At 65.8% G+C, this 15,001-nt stretch carries 18 protein-coding genes and 1 pseudogene; 4 read left to right on the top strand and 15 right to left on the bottom strand.

All coding sequences use genetic code 11. The features are described from left to right. Window positions 1-17 precede the first annotated feature (17 nt). Together ACH2CY_RS04625 and ACH2CY_RS04620 are read left to right on the top strand one after the other, a co-directional pair. On the top strand, window positions 18-821 hold the full coding sequence (locus tag ACH2CY_RS04625; RefSeq protein ID WP_395016439.1) for a DODA-type extradiol aromatic ring-opening family dioxygenase: 804 nt from the start codon (window positions 18-20) through the stop codon (window positions 819-821). A gap of 104 nt (window positions 822-925) precedes the next feature. Further along, window positions 926-2,185, top strand: a complete 1,260-nt coding sequence (locus tag ACH2CY_RS04620) for a hypothetical protein (protein WP_395016437.1) — start codon at window positions 926-928, stop codon at window positions 2,183-2,185. Window positions 2,186-2,224: 39 nt separating this feature from the next. Here ACH2CY_RS04620 and grxD read toward each other — a convergent pair whose 3' ends face one another. From grxD to ACH2CY_RS04560, 12 genes and pseudogenes are all read right to left on the bottom strand, one after another. Beyond that, window positions 2,225-2,566, bottom strand: coding sequence for a Grx4 family monothiol glutaredoxin (gene grxD / locus ACH2CY_RS04615; RefSeq protein ID WP_395016434.1), 342 nt, complete (start codon window positions 2,564-2,566; stop codon window positions 2,225-2,227). A 70-nt stretch (window positions 2,567-2,636) separates the two neighbouring features. Next, entirely contained in the window at window positions 2,637-2,876 is a 240-nt protein-coding gene (locus tag ACH2CY_RS04610; protein ID WP_395016432.1) for a BolA/IbaG family iron-sulfur metabolism protein, read from the bottom strand. A 21-nt stretch (window positions 2,877-2,897) separates the two neighbouring features. After that, window positions 2,898-5,126: a phosphoribosylformylglycinamidine synthase subunit PurL gene (purL, locus tag ACH2CY_RS04605; RefSeq protein ID WP_395016431.1), complete on the bottom strand. Its 2,229-nt coding sequence runs from the start codon at window positions 5,124-5,126 to the stop codon at window positions 2,898-2,900. Beyond that, complete coding sequence (gene purQ, locus ACH2CY_RS04600) at window positions 5,123-5,815, bottom strand: phosphoribosylformylglycinamidine synthase subunit PurQ (protein WP_395016430.1); 693 nt, start codon at window positions 5,813-5,815, stop codon at window positions 5,123-5,125. Before purQ ends, purL begins: the two co-directional genes overlap by 4 nt. Before the next feature lie 6 nt (window positions 5,816-5,821). Continuing rightward, window positions 5,822-6,064, bottom strand: a complete 243-nt coding sequence (gene purS / locus ACH2CY_RS04595; RefSeq protein WP_395016428.1) for a phosphoribosylformylglycinamidine synthase subunit PurS — start codon at window positions 6,062-6,064, stop codon at window positions 5,822-5,824. Between the two features lie 31 nt (window positions 6,065-6,095). Beyond that, complete coding sequence (purC, locus tag ACH2CY_RS04590; protein WP_395016426.1) at window positions 6,096-6,860, bottom strand: phosphoribosylaminoimidazolesuccinocarboxamide synthase; 765 nt, start codon at window positions 6,858-6,860, stop codon at window positions 6,096-6,098. A 154-nt stretch (window positions 6,861-7,014) separates the two neighbouring features. After that, window positions 7,015-7,362 (bottom strand): hypothetical protein, encoded by a 348-nt coding sequence (locus ACH2CY_RS04585; RefSeq protein WP_395016563.1) that lies wholly within the window; start codon window positions 7,360-7,362, stop codon window positions 7,015-7,017. After that, window positions 7,263-7,703: a hypothetical protein gene (locus ACH2CY_RS04580; protein WP_395016424.1), complete on the bottom strand. Its 441-nt coding sequence runs from the start codon at window positions 7,701-7,703 to the stop codon at window positions 7,263-7,265. The genes ACH2CY_RS04585 and ACH2CY_RS04580 overlap by 100 nt, the downstream gene beginning before the upstream one ends. After that, entirely contained in the window at window positions 7,697-7,966 is a 270-nt protein-coding gene (locus tag ACH2CY_RS04575) for a hypothetical protein (RefSeq protein ID WP_395016422.1), read from the bottom strand. Before ACH2CY_RS04575 ends, ACH2CY_RS04580 begins: the two co-directional genes overlap by 7 nt. After that, window positions 7,957-8,211: pseudogene (locus ACH2CY_RS04570) on the bottom strand (DUF1007 family protein); the annotation flags it as partial. The gene ACH2CY_RS04575 and the pseudogene ACH2CY_RS04570, both read right to left, overlap by 10 nt. Window positions 8,212-8,315: 104 nt before the next feature. Further along, the gene (locus ACH2CY_RS04565) at window positions 8,316-9,221 is read right to left on the bottom strand and encodes a metal ABC transporter solute-binding protein, Zn/Mn family (RefSeq protein ID WP_395016419.1); all 906 of its coding nucleotides are present in this window, start codon (window positions 9,219-9,221) and stop codon (window positions 8,316-8,318) included. 78 nt (window positions 9,222-9,299) lie between these two features. Next, on the bottom strand, window positions 9,300-10,046 hold the full coding sequence (locus ACH2CY_RS04560) for an NRDE family protein (protein ID WP_395016418.1): 747 nt from the start codon (window positions 10,044-10,046) through the stop codon (window positions 9,300-9,302). Between the two features lie 171 nt (window positions 10,047-10,217). Here ACH2CY_RS04560 and ACH2CY_RS04555 point away from each other — a divergent pair, with 171 nt between their 5' ends. After that, window positions 10,218-10,541, top strand: coding sequence for a DUF1476 domain-containing protein (locus tag ACH2CY_RS04555; RefSeq protein ID WP_395016415.1), 324 nt, complete (start codon window positions 10,218-10,220; stop codon window positions 10,539-10,541). Here the strand turns inward: ACH2CY_RS04555 and ACH2CY_RS04550 are convergent. The 3 genes from ACH2CY_RS04550 to ACH2CY_RS04540 all read right to left on the bottom strand — a co-directional run bounded on the left by ACH2CY_RS04550 (window position 10,538) and on the right by ACH2CY_RS04540 (window position 13,305). Next, window positions 10,538-11,380: a GNAT family N-acetyltransferase gene (locus ACH2CY_RS04550; protein ID WP_395016412.1), complete on the bottom strand. Its 843-nt coding sequence runs from the start codon at window positions 11,378-11,380 to the stop codon at window positions 10,538-10,540. The two genes, ACH2CY_RS04555 and ACH2CY_RS04550, sit on opposite strands and share 4 nt — an antisense overlap. Beyond that, window positions 11,343-12,638 (bottom strand): adenylosuccinate lyase, encoded by a 1,296-nt coding sequence (purB, locus tag ACH2CY_RS04545; protein ID WP_395016409.1) that lies wholly within the window; start codon window positions 12,636-12,638, stop codon window positions 11,343-11,345. The genes ACH2CY_RS04550 and purB overlap by 38 nt, the downstream gene beginning before the upstream one ends. A 64-nt stretch (window positions 12,639-12,702) precedes the next feature. Next, window positions 12,703-13,305 (bottom strand): helix-turn-helix domain-containing protein, encoded by a 603-nt coding sequence (locus ACH2CY_RS04540; RefSeq protein ID WP_395016406.1) that lies wholly within the window; start codon window positions 13,303-13,305, stop codon window positions 12,703-12,705. A 147-nt stretch (window positions 13,306-13,452) separates the two neighbouring features. On the opposite strand from ACH2CY_RS04540, the gene ACH2CY_RS04535 reads away from it, so the two are divergent. Then, complete coding sequence (locus ACH2CY_RS04535; RefSeq protein ID WP_395016404.1) at window positions 13,453-14,967, top strand: aldehyde dehydrogenase family protein; 1,515 nt, start codon at window positions 13,453-13,455, stop codon at window positions 14,965-14,967. Window positions 14,968-15,001 lie beyond the last annotated feature (34 nt).

Here is a 15,001-nt window from a genome sequence, read left to right as displayed (position 1 = left end):
CCTGAAAGGCGGTATTCGTGACTGAGATCGCATCCCCCCAGATGCCCGTCGTCTTCGTCTCGCATGGCAGCCCGATGCTGCCGTTCGAGGACATTCCGGCCAGGAAATTCCTGCTCGGCCTCGGCGCCAAGCTGCCGCAGCCCACAGCCGTCCTCTGCATCTCGGCGCATTGGGAGAGTCCGGTTGCGCGCGCGACCGGCGCCGCAGCCCCGAAGACGATCCACGATTTCGCCGGCTTCCCGAAGGCGCTCTATGAGCTGCAATTCGATGCACCGGGCTCGCCGGAACTCGCGGCCCGCGCGGTCGCGCTGCTCAAAGACGCCGGCATCGCGGCCGAGATCGATGCCCAGCGCGGGCGCGACCACGGCTGCTGGAACCCGCTGATGCTGGTCTTCCCGCAATCCGGCATCCCGGTGGTGCAGCTCTCGCTGATCGACGGCGGCGACGCCGCGGCGCATCTGAAGCTGGGCGCGGCGCTGGCACCGCTGCGCCAGGAAGGCGTGCTGATCTTCTGCTCCGGCGGCGCCGTGCATAATTTGCGCTGGCTCAACCGCGACGGTCGCGGCGGCACCGTCGACTGGGCGGCGGAGTTCGATCGCTGGGTCGACCAGAAGATCGCGGCCGGCGACGCGGCGGCGCTGGCGCAATATCGCGACCAGGCGCCAAACGCGACGCTCGCCCATCCGAGCGAGGAGCATTTCCTGCCCCTCTTGGTCGCGATGGGCGCCGCCTCCAACGGCGGCACCGGCGCCAAGGGCAAGCGCCTGCACGACAGCTTCAATCTCGGCAGCCTGTCGATGGCGGCCTATGAGTGGCGATAGATCCGCTTAGCGATTGATCATCCGCTCGTTTGCATCCTGCAGTGAAGCGGAGTATCTATTTTACAATCTAAGGCTTTGGTGCCCGGGCAGGCGTGCGAGCGGCAATGGGGAACGATCCCGCGGATGAGGTCGACGTCCCTGCGGACGGCGACTTCCTGCGCTGGGCCACGGGCAGCGGCCGGCGCGCGGCTGCCATCATCCTGCTGCCGGTCGTCGCGGGACTGATCGTCGGGATCGTTACGACGTTCATCGGGTTCGGCCTGCGCTACCCGACCTTCATGTACATGATCCCTTGGGATCTCACCGCCAATTACGAATGCTTCGTGCTGCCGCGTAATATGGTTCGTGGCTGCCTGGTGCTGGCGCCGATCGCCGCCGCCGTCGCCTTCTGGGTGCAGCCGCGCCTGCGCCTGGCGGCGGAGGGCGAGGTGCAGCGCGCCAGCCTGAACGGCCCGGCGATCAATCCCTATTACCTGCCGATCGCGGGGTTCGGCGCGCTGCTGATGGTGGTGGCGCCGGCGGTCTTCGATCTCTACGGCACCGGCTGGTATTTCGCCTGCCGGATGCAGGATCTCTACGGCACCGGCGGCCGCATTGCCCTCTCGGCCATGATCGCGCTGGTGGCACCGGCGGCCTGCCTCGCCGCAGTGGTCTTCGCCTATCAGCTGCGGCGGTACCTGGCCCTCGCCGCCGTGCCGAAAGCGGCCGCGAAGGCGCTGCGCCCGATCGGCCTCGTGCTGGTCGCCGCCGGGCTGATCAGCATCGTTTATGCCGGTTGGGTAGTGCGCAAATCGGACCCAGGCACCGCGATGCTGACCGGTGTCCTGTACCTCGCGCTCGGCACGCTGATCCTCAAAGGCAGTCTCGGCGCCGCGCGACTGATGGGCTGGCTCGCGGCCGGCGAGATTGCCGTCGCCTTCGGCCTGGCGCTGACGGCGCCGCTGCGCTCGCCGCTCGGGCTCCTGCAGGCAAAGCTCCATGTCGACACCCTGGCGACGGTCTTCCCGATCGTCGCGTTCTTCGCTTCCTTCGCGCTGCTGCTTTGGATCTACCTGGCGGTGCGCGACAAGACGATCCTGGCCGCGCGCCGGGCCGCCGGCCGATCCACCGCTCTGCCCTGGACCGGCTTCGCCTTTGGCGCACTGATGGTCGTCTCCGAGGTCTTCCAGATCTTCTATTGGCGACCGGCCGATCTCACCGCCGAAGCAGAACGCCGGGCGCGCACGAAATACGGCGCCGGCTACAGCTACTATGTGTCAAGCGTCAGCGTCAGCACCGGTGGGATCGAGACGCGCGCCTATGCGCAAGTCACCGGCTACAGCCGGGACAAGGTCTTTGACGCGGATGTGGACTGGAAGAGGTAGGCTGCCGGGGCTGCGGCGCGCCCCGGCCTGTCGCGGCGATCAAGCCGCTTCGTTGAAGCTGACGCCCTTGGTCTTCAGCATCTCCTGGAGCTCGCCGGACTGGTACATCTCGCGGACGATGTCGCAGCCGCCGACGAACTCACCCTTCACGTAGAGCTGCGGGATGGTCGGCCACTGCGAGAATTCCTTGATGCCCTGGCGCAAGCTGGGGTCGGTCAGGATGTCGATGCCCTTGAACTTCACGCCCAAATGGCTGAGGCATTGCACCACCGCCGCGGAGAAGCCGCATTGCGGGAAGACCGGGGTGCCCTTCATGTAGAGCACGACGTCGTTCGAGGTGATGTCGTTCTGGATACGGTCAACGACCGGGTTGTCACTCATCGCTCGTTCCTCTCACTGGGCGTGCCTTCAGTATAGGCCGCCAATATTAAAGCCTCTAGGCTATGTCCGGCTATGCGTTCGCCGGCGGATTGGTTTGCAGGGCCAGCGCATGCAGCTGGTCGCCCATCCGCCCTTTGAGGGCCTGGTAGACCATCTGGTGCTGCTGCACCCGGCTCTTGCCGACGAAGGTCGCCGAGGTGACCTGGGCGGCATAATGGTCGCCGTCGCCGCGCAGGTCCTCGATCACCACCTCGGCGTCGGGGATCGCCTCCTTGATCAGCCTGGCGATTTCACTGGCTTCCATCGCCATCCAATCACCCTATCCTTTCAATCACTTAGAAGCGCCCATGAGCTTCGGGAAGAAGGCTTCATGGGCCGATTTCAGCTCGGAAACAGATATGGCCCCGGCCCCGGTCAGAGTCAAATCCGCGCCCGCGGTCTTGCCGAGATAGCGGAAGGCGATGCCCATCTCCTTGGCCTGCAGCTCCAGCACCGCGACATCAGCCTGACGGACAGTGAGGACATAGCGGCCCTGGTCCTCGCCGAACCAGAAGGCGTGGTCGGGGCTCTCCTTCGGCCGCGCCAAGAGGTCGCAGCCGATGCCCGACGCGATCGCCATCTCGGCGATCGCGACCAGGGTGCCGCCGTCCGAGACGTCGTGGCAGGCGGTGATCAGGCCGCGCTCGATCAGGTTGCGCACGAAGTCGCCGTTGCGCCGCTCGGCCACGAGGTCGACCGGCGGCGGTGCGCCCTCCTCCCGGCCGTGGATCTCGCGCAGGAAGACCGAGCAGCCGAGCCAGCCGGCGGTCTCGCCGATCAGATAGATGGAATCGCCCGATTGCTTGAAGCCGATCTTCGGCGACTTCGTGACGTCGGCGATGACGCCGACGCCGCCGATGGTCGGCGTCGGCAGGATGCCCTTGCCGTTGGTCTCGTTGTAGAGCGAGACGTTCCCGGAGACGACCGGATAGTCGAGGGCGATGCAGGCTTCCGCCATGCCTTCGATCGCCAGCGCGAACTGGCCCATGATTTCTGGGCGCTGCGGGTTGCCGAAGTTCATGTTGTCGGTGACGGCAAGCGGCTTGGCGCCGACCGCGGTCAAGTTCCGCCAGCTCTCGGCGACGGCCTGCGCGCCGCCCACCTTCGGGTCGGCCTGGCAATAGCGCGGCGTGCAGTCGGAGCTCATGGCGAGCGCCTTCTTGCCGACCTTGCCGTCCTTGCCCTGCGGGATCAGCACCACAGCGGAGTCGCCGCCGGGCCGCTGCACGGTATGGCCCATGACCAGGTGGTCGTATTGCTCCCAGACCCAGCGCTTCGAGGCGAGGTCGGGGCAGGAAACTAGCTGCTTCAGCACCGCCATCAGGTCCTGCGGGGCAGGAACCTTGTTGGCGACGATCACCGGCTGCTCCGGCGACGGCACCCAGGGGCGCTGATAGACCGGGGCCTTGTCGACCAGCGGCGCCACCGGCATGTCGGCTTCGACCTTGCCGTTCTTCTTCAGCACCAGGTGGCCGGTGTCTGTAAGGACGCCGATCTCGGCGAAATCCAATTCCCATTTCTCGAAGATCGCCCGGGCCTTCTCGCGGCCCTCGGGTTTCAGCACCATGAGCATGCGCTCCTGGCTCTCCGAGAGCATGATCTCATAGGCGGTCATGCCGGTCTCGCGCACCGGCACCTTGTCGAGATCGATCTCGAGACCCAGGCCGCCCTTGGACGACATCTCGACCGAAGACGAGGTCAGACCGGCGGCACCCATGTCCTGGATCGCGACGATGGCGTCCGTGGCCATCAGCTCGAGACAGGCCTCCAGGAGCAGCTTTTCGGTGAAGGGATCGCCGACCTGGACGGTCGGGCGCTTCTCCTCGGAATCCTCGTTGAATTCCGCGGAGGCCATGGTGGCGCCATGGATGCCGTCGCGGCCGGTCTTGGCGCCGACATAGATCACCGGATTGCCGAGGCCCGCCGCCGCCGAATAGAAGATGTTGTTCGCATCGGCCAGGCCCACGGTCATCGCGTTGACCAGGATGTTGCCGTTGTAGCTGGGGTGGAAGTTTACTTCGCCGCCGACGGTCGGCACGCCCATGCAATTGCCGTAGCCGCCGATGCCGGCGACCACGCCGGAGACCAAGTGCTTGGTCTTCGGATCGTCGGGCGCGCCGAAGCGCAAGGCGTTCAAGTTGGCTATCGGCCGCGCGCCCATGGTGAAGACGTCGCGCATGATGCCGCCGACCCCGGTCGCCGCACCCTGGTAGGGCTCGATGAAGCTCGGATGATTGTGGCTTTCCATCTTGAAGACAACGGCCTGGCCGTCGCCGATGTCGATGACGCCGGCATTCTCGCCCGGGCCCTGGATCACCCAGGGCGCCTTGGTCGGCAGCTTCTTCAGGTGCACGCGCGAGGACTTGTAGGAGCAATGCTCTGACCACATCACTGAGAATATGCCGAGCTCGGTCATCGAGGGCTCGCGGCCCATGATCTCGAGAATGAGGTCGTATTCTTCCTTGGTGAGGCCGTGCTCGGCGATGGTGTTCGGGGTGATCTTCGAAGTGGCCGCACTCATGCCGCGAGAGCCTCCGCCATCGCCTTGAAAATCCCGCGGCCGTCGGTCGAGCCCAGCATCTCGCGGATCGCGTTCTCCGGATGCGGCATCAGGCCCAGCACGTTCTTCTCGCTGTTGAAGACGCCGGCGATCGAGCGGACCGAGCCGTTCGGGTTATGCGCCGGATCGAGCGATCCATCGGGTGCGCAGTAGCGGAAGGCGATCTGGTCGCGGCTTTCCATTTGGTCGAGAGTCTTTTCATCGCAGGTGTAGTTGCCGTCGTGATGCGCCACCGGCACCGAGAGCACCTGGCCCTTCTCGTAGCGCGAGGTGAACAGCGACTGCGAGGTCTCGACCCGCAGGTTCACATTGCGGCAGACGAACTTGAGGCCGGCATTCGGCATCAGCACGCCCGGCAGCAGGCCCGCCTCGCAGATGATCTGGAAGCCGTTGCAGATGCCGAGCACCGCCATGCCCTTCTCGGCCCGCGCCTTCACTTCGCGCAGGATCGGCGAATGCGCGGCGATGGCGCCGCAGCGGAGATAATCGCCGTAGGAGAAGCCGCCGGGGACCAGCACGAGATCAACCTTCGGCAGCTCGGTGTCGCGGTGCCAGACCAGGACCGGCGGCGTGCCGCCGATCTCGGTCAGCGCGGCCTCGGCATCCTTCTCGCGGTTGGAGCCGGGGAAGACGATGATCGCGGATTTCATGGCGCCCTACTCCACCAGATCGACCGAGTAGTTCTCGATCACCGTGTTTGCCAGCAGCTTGGCGCACATCTGGTCGACTTCCGACTTGGCCTTGGCCTTGTCGGTCTCTTTCAAATCGATTTCGATGAACTTGCCCTGGCGCACATCGCCGACCGAGGCGAAGCCGAGCGAGTGAAGGGCGTTGGCGATGGCGCGTCCCTGTGGATCGAGGACGCCGTTCTTGAGGGTAACGTGGACGCGGGCTTTCATGACACTCCGTTCTTCGCAATCAGTGAACGCGTCACTGCATCGTGGCGGGACCCTTCATGTCGCGCGGGCCGCCCTCGGGCAGAATGCCGAGGCGGCGCGCGACTTCCTGATACGCTTCCTCGACATTGCCGAGGTCGCGGCGGAAGCGGTCCTTGTCGAGCTTCTCGCCGGTCTTGGTATCCCAGAGCCGGCAATTGTCGGGGCTGATCTCGTCGGCGAGGACTAGGCGCATCTCCTCGTTCTCGTAGAGCCGGCCGAACTCGAGCTTGAAATCCACCAGGCGCAGGCCGACGCCGAGGAAGAGCCCGAGCAGGAAATCGTTGATCCGGAGCGACATCGCCAGGATCTCGTCGATGTCCTGGGGCGTCGCCCAGCCGAAGGCGGTGATATGCTCTTCGGAGACCATCGGGTCGTTCAATTCGTCGGACTTGTAGTAATACTCGACGATCGAGCGCGGCAGCTGGGTCCCTTCCGGCATGCCGAAGCGCTTCGAGAGCGAGCCCGCCACCACGTTGCGGATCACCACCTCGAGCGGGATGATCTCGACCTCGCGCACCAGCTGCTCGCGCATGTTGAGGCGGCGCACGAAATGGGTCGGCACGCCGATCTCGCCGAGCTTGGTCATCAGGTATTCGGAGATGCGGTTGTTGAGCACGCCCTTGCCGGTGATCGTGCCCTTCTTCTGGTTGTTGAAGGCGGTTGCGTCGTCCTTGAAATACTGGACGAGGGTCCCCGGCTCCGGCCCTTCGAACAGAACCTTGGCCTTGCCCTCATAAATGCGACGACGGCGGGACATCCGATTCTCCGACAACCGGTCATCCCGACGGGGTTGGCGGGAGTCGCGGTGGTTTCGGCACCTTCTAGCAGGTACCCCCGCCGGAAACAATCACGGGCGACCGCAGCGCACAAGGCCGCGCCGTCTCGATTTTCGACGCTTTTTCAGACGGTTATCAGGCAGGCGGGAGAAGCAATGCGCCGCATAGGAGCACTGCGCCGATTGCAGTGACGAGAATCGGCCCGATGAGGCCGAAGGCCCGGCTGGCATCGGCGCTCGCAGGGAGCCGGAGCACGATCTGGCGCCGGACCAGGATGCTCGCCACCCCCATGACCGAGAGGGTGATCGCCATGCCGACCGCGATCGCCAGGGTCATCGCAATGCCGGAGAGGACGATGCCGTTGGTCAGCGCGAAGACCAGGATCAGGATCGCGCCCGAGCAGGGGATGAAGCCCGCGGCGAAGCCCAGTAGCCCCTGCTCCCGCCGCGTGCCCCTGGCCGCGCCCCTGGCACATGGGCGCAGCGCTCGCCATGGGCGTGGCTGTGTCCGTGATGGTGTTCGTGGCCGCCGCCACGCAAAGCCTGCCACAGCATGCCGAGACCGATCAGCAGGATCGCGCCATAGCTGAAGACGCGCAGGCCATCGACCTCATCGACCGGCGAGGCGAGGCTCTGCGAGAGGATGAAATGCAGCACGGTCACGATGACGATGGCGCTGACCACGTGGCTCAAGGAGATCCAGCTCGCCATGGCGATGCCGTGCCAGGGATGCGCCTCCCGGCCGAGGAAATAGCCGATGATGATGCTCTTGCCGTGGCCCGGCCCGAGGGCGTGAAAGACGCCGTAGAGAAAGCCGATCAGCAACCCGCCCCAGAGTGCCCAAGGCTGTCGCCCGCCTTGATCGCCATAAGCTGGGCGTTGATCGCGCGGTTGACCTTGGACCGCAGCATGATCACCCAGGCGCCGACCCGGCGCAGGACGGAGGGCTGTCCTTGCGCCGCCGCGCCGGCCGTGGATTCAGCACCCGCGGCGCCGACGCCGAACGGCGAGGCCGTATCGGCCTGCGCCAGCTGCGCGCCGCAGAGGACGGCGAGCGCGACGAGGAGACTGCGCCGGATCAATGACATGACAGCGTGATCTCCTGGGGCGTGACGAAGCCGCCGTAATAGGCGTTCTCGTGGTCGTCGCGGATCCTGGCTTCGCAGGTGACGCCCGCGTTGCCGTGGAACAGGATCGGCTGTTCCTCGGCGAGATCGACCTCGACGTAATACTCGCGGTCGTTGATCTCGACCTTGAGCTGCTGGGTCTTCGGGTCCACGGGACGCGGCGGCTTCACCGAGAAGACGAAGGTGACCTTGCGGTTCTTGCCCGCGCTGGCGGTGAAGTCGACGGGATCAGGAAGGCCAGCAACGGGCCGATGAAGCGACTCACGCGGATCTCCGACTCACCGCGCCTCCACGCGCGGCGCACCCTAGCTCACTGCAGAACCTTCAGCAACGCCGCGAGATTGTATTTGAACATGTCGAGATAATGCGGCGCGAGGCCGCCCGGCTTAGTCAGCGCATCCGCGACCAGCGCGCCGCCCACGGGCAGGCCGGATTCACTGCTGATGGTTTGCGCCAGCGTCGGGTTCGCCATGTTTTCCAGAAAGATTGCTTTCACATGGCCGCTCTTCGCCTGGCGCGCGATCTCGGCGAGATCCGCGGCGGAGGGCTCTGTCTCCGTGCTGGCTCCCTGGATCGAGAGGATGTCGAGGCCATAGGCCTTGCCGAAGTAGTGGAAGGCGTCATGCGATGTGAGGATCCGCCGGTTCGGCGCCGGCAGAGCCGCGAGCTTCGCCTTGATCTCGGCGTCGAGCGCCATCATCTCGGCATCGAGCCTGGCGGCGCGAGCGGCGATCGCGCCGGCCTGGTCGGGCGCCAGCGCTTCGAGCGCCGCAGCAATCGCCTTCACGTAGAGCCGGCCGTTGGCAAGATCCTGGAAGGCATGCGGATCGTCGGGCATGGCGCCGGAAGAATCCGCCTCCTCCTTGAACGGCAGCGGTGTGACCGCGGCGCTGGCGATCACGGTCTTGCCCTTGAAGTCGGCGGCCTCGGTCAGGCGTTCGAGCCAGGGCTCCATGCCCAGCCCGTTGGCGACGATGAGGTCGGCCTTGGCCACCGCGGCGACATCCGTCGGCCTCGGCTCGAAGACATGGGCGTCGCCGTCCGGGCCGACCAAGGTGGTGACGCTGACCGCATCGCCCCCGACCGCTTCCACCAGGTCGCCGATGATGGTGAAGGTGGCAACCACCCGCGGCTTTTCCTGCCCCACCGCAGGCCCGGCCAGCGCCATCAGGAAAGCCGCCGAGACCATCACCTTTCGCAAAACCCGACGCGCCATCGCTGCCCTCCAGAATGTTATGTTATAACATTTCTAGCAGCGACCGGCGAATGGCGCAATGGCGCTTCGCGTCCGGCATCAGAGCTGGATGGTCTGCCAGGGGGTGCGGTCCGGCCTGCCCGCGGTGAAGCGCCAGACCGGCTTGCGGTCGGCCCATTGCACGCCGGGCAGCGCGATCAGCGACGAAGACGCGGTGCCGAAGCCGCTGTTGGAGATGATGTTCATCGCGTCGAAGGCGCTGCCGTCCGGCGCGTATTCGCGCGAGGTCAGCAGCTCCTGCCACTCGGTCCAGTCGTCATGCTCGGGATCCGGCGCCTCGGCCGCCTGCCAGAGCGGCAGGAAATGACGGATCCGTTTCGAAGTCGGGTCGTTGGCATCGGAAGCCGTGACCATGGTGACGCCCTCGGCCAAGGGAAAGGCCTCGACCTCCTCGCCGAGGTTGCGCAGCCAGTAAGCCTGGGTGTTGTCCGCAACCACCATGTTGAATGGGCGATAGGCATTGGTGTCGAGCTCGGTCAGCATCGCGACCGCATCCGCGGCATCGGCGAAGTCGAGCGCGTCGAGCACCAGCTCGCCGCGGCTGCGCTTGCCGGGCTGCGGGCCCAGCGTGTCGCGGCGGTTGAGGATGCCGGCGACGACGCCGAGATCGTTCAAGCCGAGCCAGGTGCCGCCCGCGAGCTCGTCGCGGCCGGCCATCACTTCGGGCCTGTCCGGCCAGTGCCGCGCCGGCGCGGTCCAGGGCCGGTCCAGCATCTCGTCGCGATTGCTGGCCCAAAGGATCGGCCAATCATGACCGGGACGAAAAAGAACGATGACGCTGCACATGATGGGGCTCGTGCATGTCCCATGAAATCAGCGGAATTCAGCGGGATATGCTGCGGCTCCAGACCGCCGCGCCGCCCGCGAAAGTCGATTCTTATAGACTTGACGGAGGGATACCGTCCAACCATTTTACCGGCAAGGATTTACGAATAGAGCGCCCCAGGAGACGCCCCAATGAGCAGCTTTGATGAACGCGAATCGTCGTTCGAGAACAAGTTCAAGCACGACAAGGAGCTGGAGTTCAAAGCGACCGCCCGGCGCAACAAATTGCTGGGGCTTTGGGCCGCCAACCTGCTCGGCATCCACGGCGCCGACGCCGAAGCCTTTGCCAAGGGCGTGGTGAAGGCGGATATGGAGAAGCCGGGCGACCAGGACGTGGTCGACAAGCTGCTCGCCGACTTCAAGCAGCGCGGCGTCGATATGTCCGAGCATCGCTTGCGCAAGCAGATGACCGAGCTGATGAGCGCCGCCGTCGCCCAGATCAAGTCGGAAGCCTAGACACTCCGCGTCAGCACATCCCGGTCCGCCGTGATCGCAAACCCGTGGCGCTTGTAGAGATCGAGCGCCACGCGATTGCTGCTGACCACGTTTAGGCTGAGCGCCCGGCCCGGCAATTGGCGGCGCGCTTCGTCGAGCACCAGGCGTCCGAATCCCCTGCCCTTCACCGCGGGATCGCGGACGATCGAATGCAGGAAGGCCTGGTCCGGCGAATAGCGCAGCGCGGCCAGCACGCGGCCGCCGTCGCAGAGCACGCGGATAGCGCCGCGTCCGACCGCGATCACCCGCCGCTGCTCCGATTCATCGGGGAAATAGACGCCCGGCAGGCCCGCGAAGGCCGCACGATACGTGCGCAAGAAATCATCGACCAGCCTCGGCACGATGTCGCGCCATTGCAGCAGCTTGGGCAAAGCCAGGTCCTGCCCCCAATCCGGCTCGGGACAATGCATGTCGAGATCGCCATAGGCATAGGCGAAGCCGGCATTCTCGATGCTGCGGCGGTGCGGCGCCCATTCCGGCGTGATCATCAGATCGACGCCCTTGAGGCCGAGCCGGCGCGACCTTGCCGCGATCTCCGCCACGAGTGAATCCGCCAGCGCATCCGTCATCGCCCCTGGACGCAGGCCGGCCAGCTCCACCGGCGCACAGCCGGTGCCGGAACGGGCGCGATCGAGAATGACACAGACCGCGCCGGCGTCGCGGGCGTCGATGATCGCCGCCGGGCCGCTGCTCAGATGGCGGAGGAAGCGCTCGGCATCCGCATCCGGGATCGGATGCGCGGCGCACCAGGCGACGAGATCGTCAATCGCCGAAGACGCGGCGGAAGATGGTGTCGACATGCTTGAAGTGATAGCCGAGGTCGAAGCATTCGGTCAGCGCGGCCTTGGAGATCTTGGCGGCGACCGCCGGGTCGGCCAGCAGCTCGGTCAAGAAATCCTTGCCCTCGAGCCAGACCTTCATCGCATTGCGCTGCACCGCCTGGTAGGAATCCTCGCGCGAGAGCCCGGCTTGCGTCAGCGCCAGCAGCACGCGCTGCGAATGGACCAGGCCGGAATAGCGGTCGAGATTGGCCTGCATCGCTTCCGGATAGACGATCAGCTTGTCGATCATGCCGGTTAGGCGCGCGAGCGCGAAATCGAGCGCGATGGTCGCGTCGGGGCCGAACACCCGCTCGACCGAGGAATGCGAGATGTCGCGCTCGTGCCAGAGGGTGACGTTCTCCAGCGCCGGCGTCACCGCCGCGCGCACGACCCGGGCCAGGCCGGTCAGGTTCTCGGACAAAACCGGGTTGCGCTTATGCGGCATCGCCGAGGAGCCCTTCTGGCCCGGCGAGAAATACTCCTCCGCCTCGCGCACTTCGGAGCGCTGCAGGTGGCGGATCTCGGTCGAGAGATTCTCGATCGAGCTCGCGATCACGCCGAGCACCGCGAAGAACATCGCGTGGCGGTCGCGCGGGATCACCTGGGTCGAGACCGGCTCGACATGCAGGCCGAGCTGCTTCGCCACATGGGCCTCGACCTTGGGGTCGATATTGGCGAAGGTGCCGATGGCCCCCGAGATGGCACAGGTCGCAATCTCGTCCTTGGCCGCGAGCAGGCGCTGCCTGGCGCGGTCGAAAGCGGCATAATGGCCGGCGAGCTTCACGCCGAAGGTGGTCGGCTCGGCGTGGATGCCGTGGCTGCGGCCGATGGTCGGCGTCATCTTGTGCTCGAGCGCGCGGCGCTTCAAAGCCGCCAGCAGCGCATCGAGATCGGCGAGCAGCAGCTCGGCAGCCTGCTTCATCTGCACGGCGAGGCAGGTGTCGAGCACGTCGGACGAGGTCATGCCCTGGTGCACGAAGCGCGCCTCGGGGCCGACATATTCGGCGAGATTGGTCAAGAACGCGATCACGTCATGCTTGGTCTCGCGCTCGATCTCGTCGATTCGCGCGATCTCCCACTTCCCGCGTCCCCAGACCGCCTTGGCGGCTTCCTTGGGGATAACGCCCAATTCGGCCTGGGCGTCGCAGGCATGGGCTTCGATCTCGAACCAGATACGGAACCGGTTTTCCGGCTCCCAGATGCGCGCCATTTCGGGGCGCGAATAGCGGGGAATCATCAGGACCTCAGCGTTTGCACCGCCGCAGAAAAGGCGGCTGGGCGCCGAATGTCAACTGGAGGCGCTAAATAAGCGGCGGGGTACAGGCGCAGACCACCACCGCGGTCTGCTTTCCCACATTAAACAGGCGATAGGGCTGCTTTGTGAACAGCTGGAACCCGCCGCCCGCCTCGATCCTGTGGCGTTCCCCGCTCACCTCCAGCTCGACCGTGCCCTGGATCACCACCGCCGCGGTCTCGCCGTTATGGACGATCGCCTCCGCGCCGGTATCTGCCCCGGGCGCGTAGCGCTCGTAGAAGAGCTGCAGCTTCTTGTCCCGCCGCTCGGAGCCCAGCACGCGGAGATCGGCACCGCCCCGGGTCACCACGGCGAGATCGGCCTTCTTGTAGAAGAGCGCATTCTGGCGCGAGACCGGCAGCGCAAAGAACTCCGCCATCGAGATCGGAATCGCGTTCAAGATCCGGTGCAGCGAGGCCAGCGACGGCGCATGGCTGTCCTGCTCGATCAGCGAGATCGTGGCGTTGGTGACGCCCGCGCGCTTCGCAAGCTCGCGCTGCGAGAGGCCGGCCTGCTCGCGCACCGTCTTCAGGCGCGACCCCACCGCCAGCGCGCTGGTGTCGCTTTCCTTCTTCTGCGCCCGCTTGGTCTGCAACGCCCGCTTCGCCACGCCCGAGACTCCGCTCTTGTTGGTGCCGACTTGGTAACACGGCGCAGGCCTCCGGCGACACGAATTGATTCCGCTTGCGTGATTAAAAAAACATGGCATCATTCAAAAAAAATTAAACACCAACCCAGACAGGATGGGAGGCTCGCCTTGACGGCCCTGGACGATTTCGCACGCCTTTCCGGCAAGCTGTTCCTCGACGGCGCACTGGTCGCCAGCAAGAGCACCAGCACATTGGACGTGATCGAGCCGGCGACCGAGGACCGGATCGGCGCCATCGCCGACGCGACCGACGGCGAGGTCGACCAGGCGATCGACCTAGCCGACATCGCGCGGCGCAAGTGGTGCGCCCAGGACACCCGCACCCGCGCCATCATCCTGCACGAAGTCGCGGCGACGCTCCGGCGCAACAAGGAGATGTATGCCGAGTGCCTGACCCGCGAGGAAGGCAAGCCGTTCAAGGAATCGGTGGACGAGGTCTCCTGGTGCGCGACTGCGCTCGACTACTACGCCGAGATCGCGCGGCACGAGACCGGCCGGGTCGCCGGCACCACCGTGCCGGGGCAGTTCCATTTCGCGGTCAAGGAGCCGCTCGGCACCGTCGTCATCATCCTGCCCTTCAACTATCCGCTGGTGCTGCTGTGCTGGGAAGCGGCGGCGGCGCTCGCGGCCGGCAATGCGGTCATCGTGAAGCCGCATGAGCAGACCAGCCTGACCACCCTGAAATTCATGGAGCTGTTCGCCGCCTTGCCAGCGGGGCTCATCCAGGTGGTGACCGGCGGCGCCCGCGTCGGCCAGCGCCTGGTCGCCAGCAACAAGACCCATGGCGTCGCCTATACCGGCTCGGTCGCGGTCGGCCAGGCGGTGGCGAAGACCTGCGCCGAGACCTTCAAGCCCTGCCTAATCGAAGCTTCCGGCAACGACCCGATGATCGTCATGCCCTCGGCGCCGATGGAGATGGCGGTGCGCGGCGCCGCCTTCGCCGCCTACTTGAATTGCGGCCAGGTCTGCACTTCCTCCGAGCGCTTCTACGTCCACACCAAGATCCACGACGAGTTCGCGGAGCGGCTGGCGGCGGAGGCGAAGAAGCTGCGGATCGGCAATGGCCTCGAGAAGGTCGATCTCGGTCCGCTCGCGACGTCGAAGCAACGCGACCGCTTCGAAGGCCTGATCGCCCGCGCCCGGAAGGAAGGCGCCAAGGTGCTGACCGGCGGCGGGCGTCCGGCCAACCTCAACCGCGGCTGGTTCGTCGAGCCGACGGTGCTGACCGATGTGACACCGGAGATGGAGATCCTGAACGAAGAGCCGTTCGGACCGGTGGCACCGATCTGCCGGGTCGACAGCTTCGACGAAGCGATCGCGCTCGCCAACCGCTCGCGCTACGGGCTCGGCGCCAATCTCTACACCCTCGACATGGACGAGGCATTCCGCGCGGTCAACGAGATCGAATCCGGCATCCTCTGGATCAACGCGCCGCTGCTCGACAACGACGCCCTGCCCTTCGGCGGCCGCAAGCTCTCCGGCACCGGCCGGCAGCTCGGGCCGGAGGGCCTGAACCAGTTCCAGAACACCAAGTTCGTGATGCTCGATCCCAAGGCGTCGAACCAGGACTTCTGGTGGTTCCCCTATGCGGAGAAAGAGATGTTCAAGGGGAAAACAAAGTAAGGCGCGCAAATCGCCGCTCAAACATAGGGAGGGG

It is taken from the genome of Dongia sp. (genome assembly GCF_041905885.1).
Classification (GTDB): domain Bacteria; phylum Pseudomonadota; class Alphaproteobacteria; order Dongiales; family Dongiaceae; genus Dongia.
Note: the sequence above shows the minus strand (reverse complement) of the source record. Positions and strands in the feature narration are given on the sequence as shown.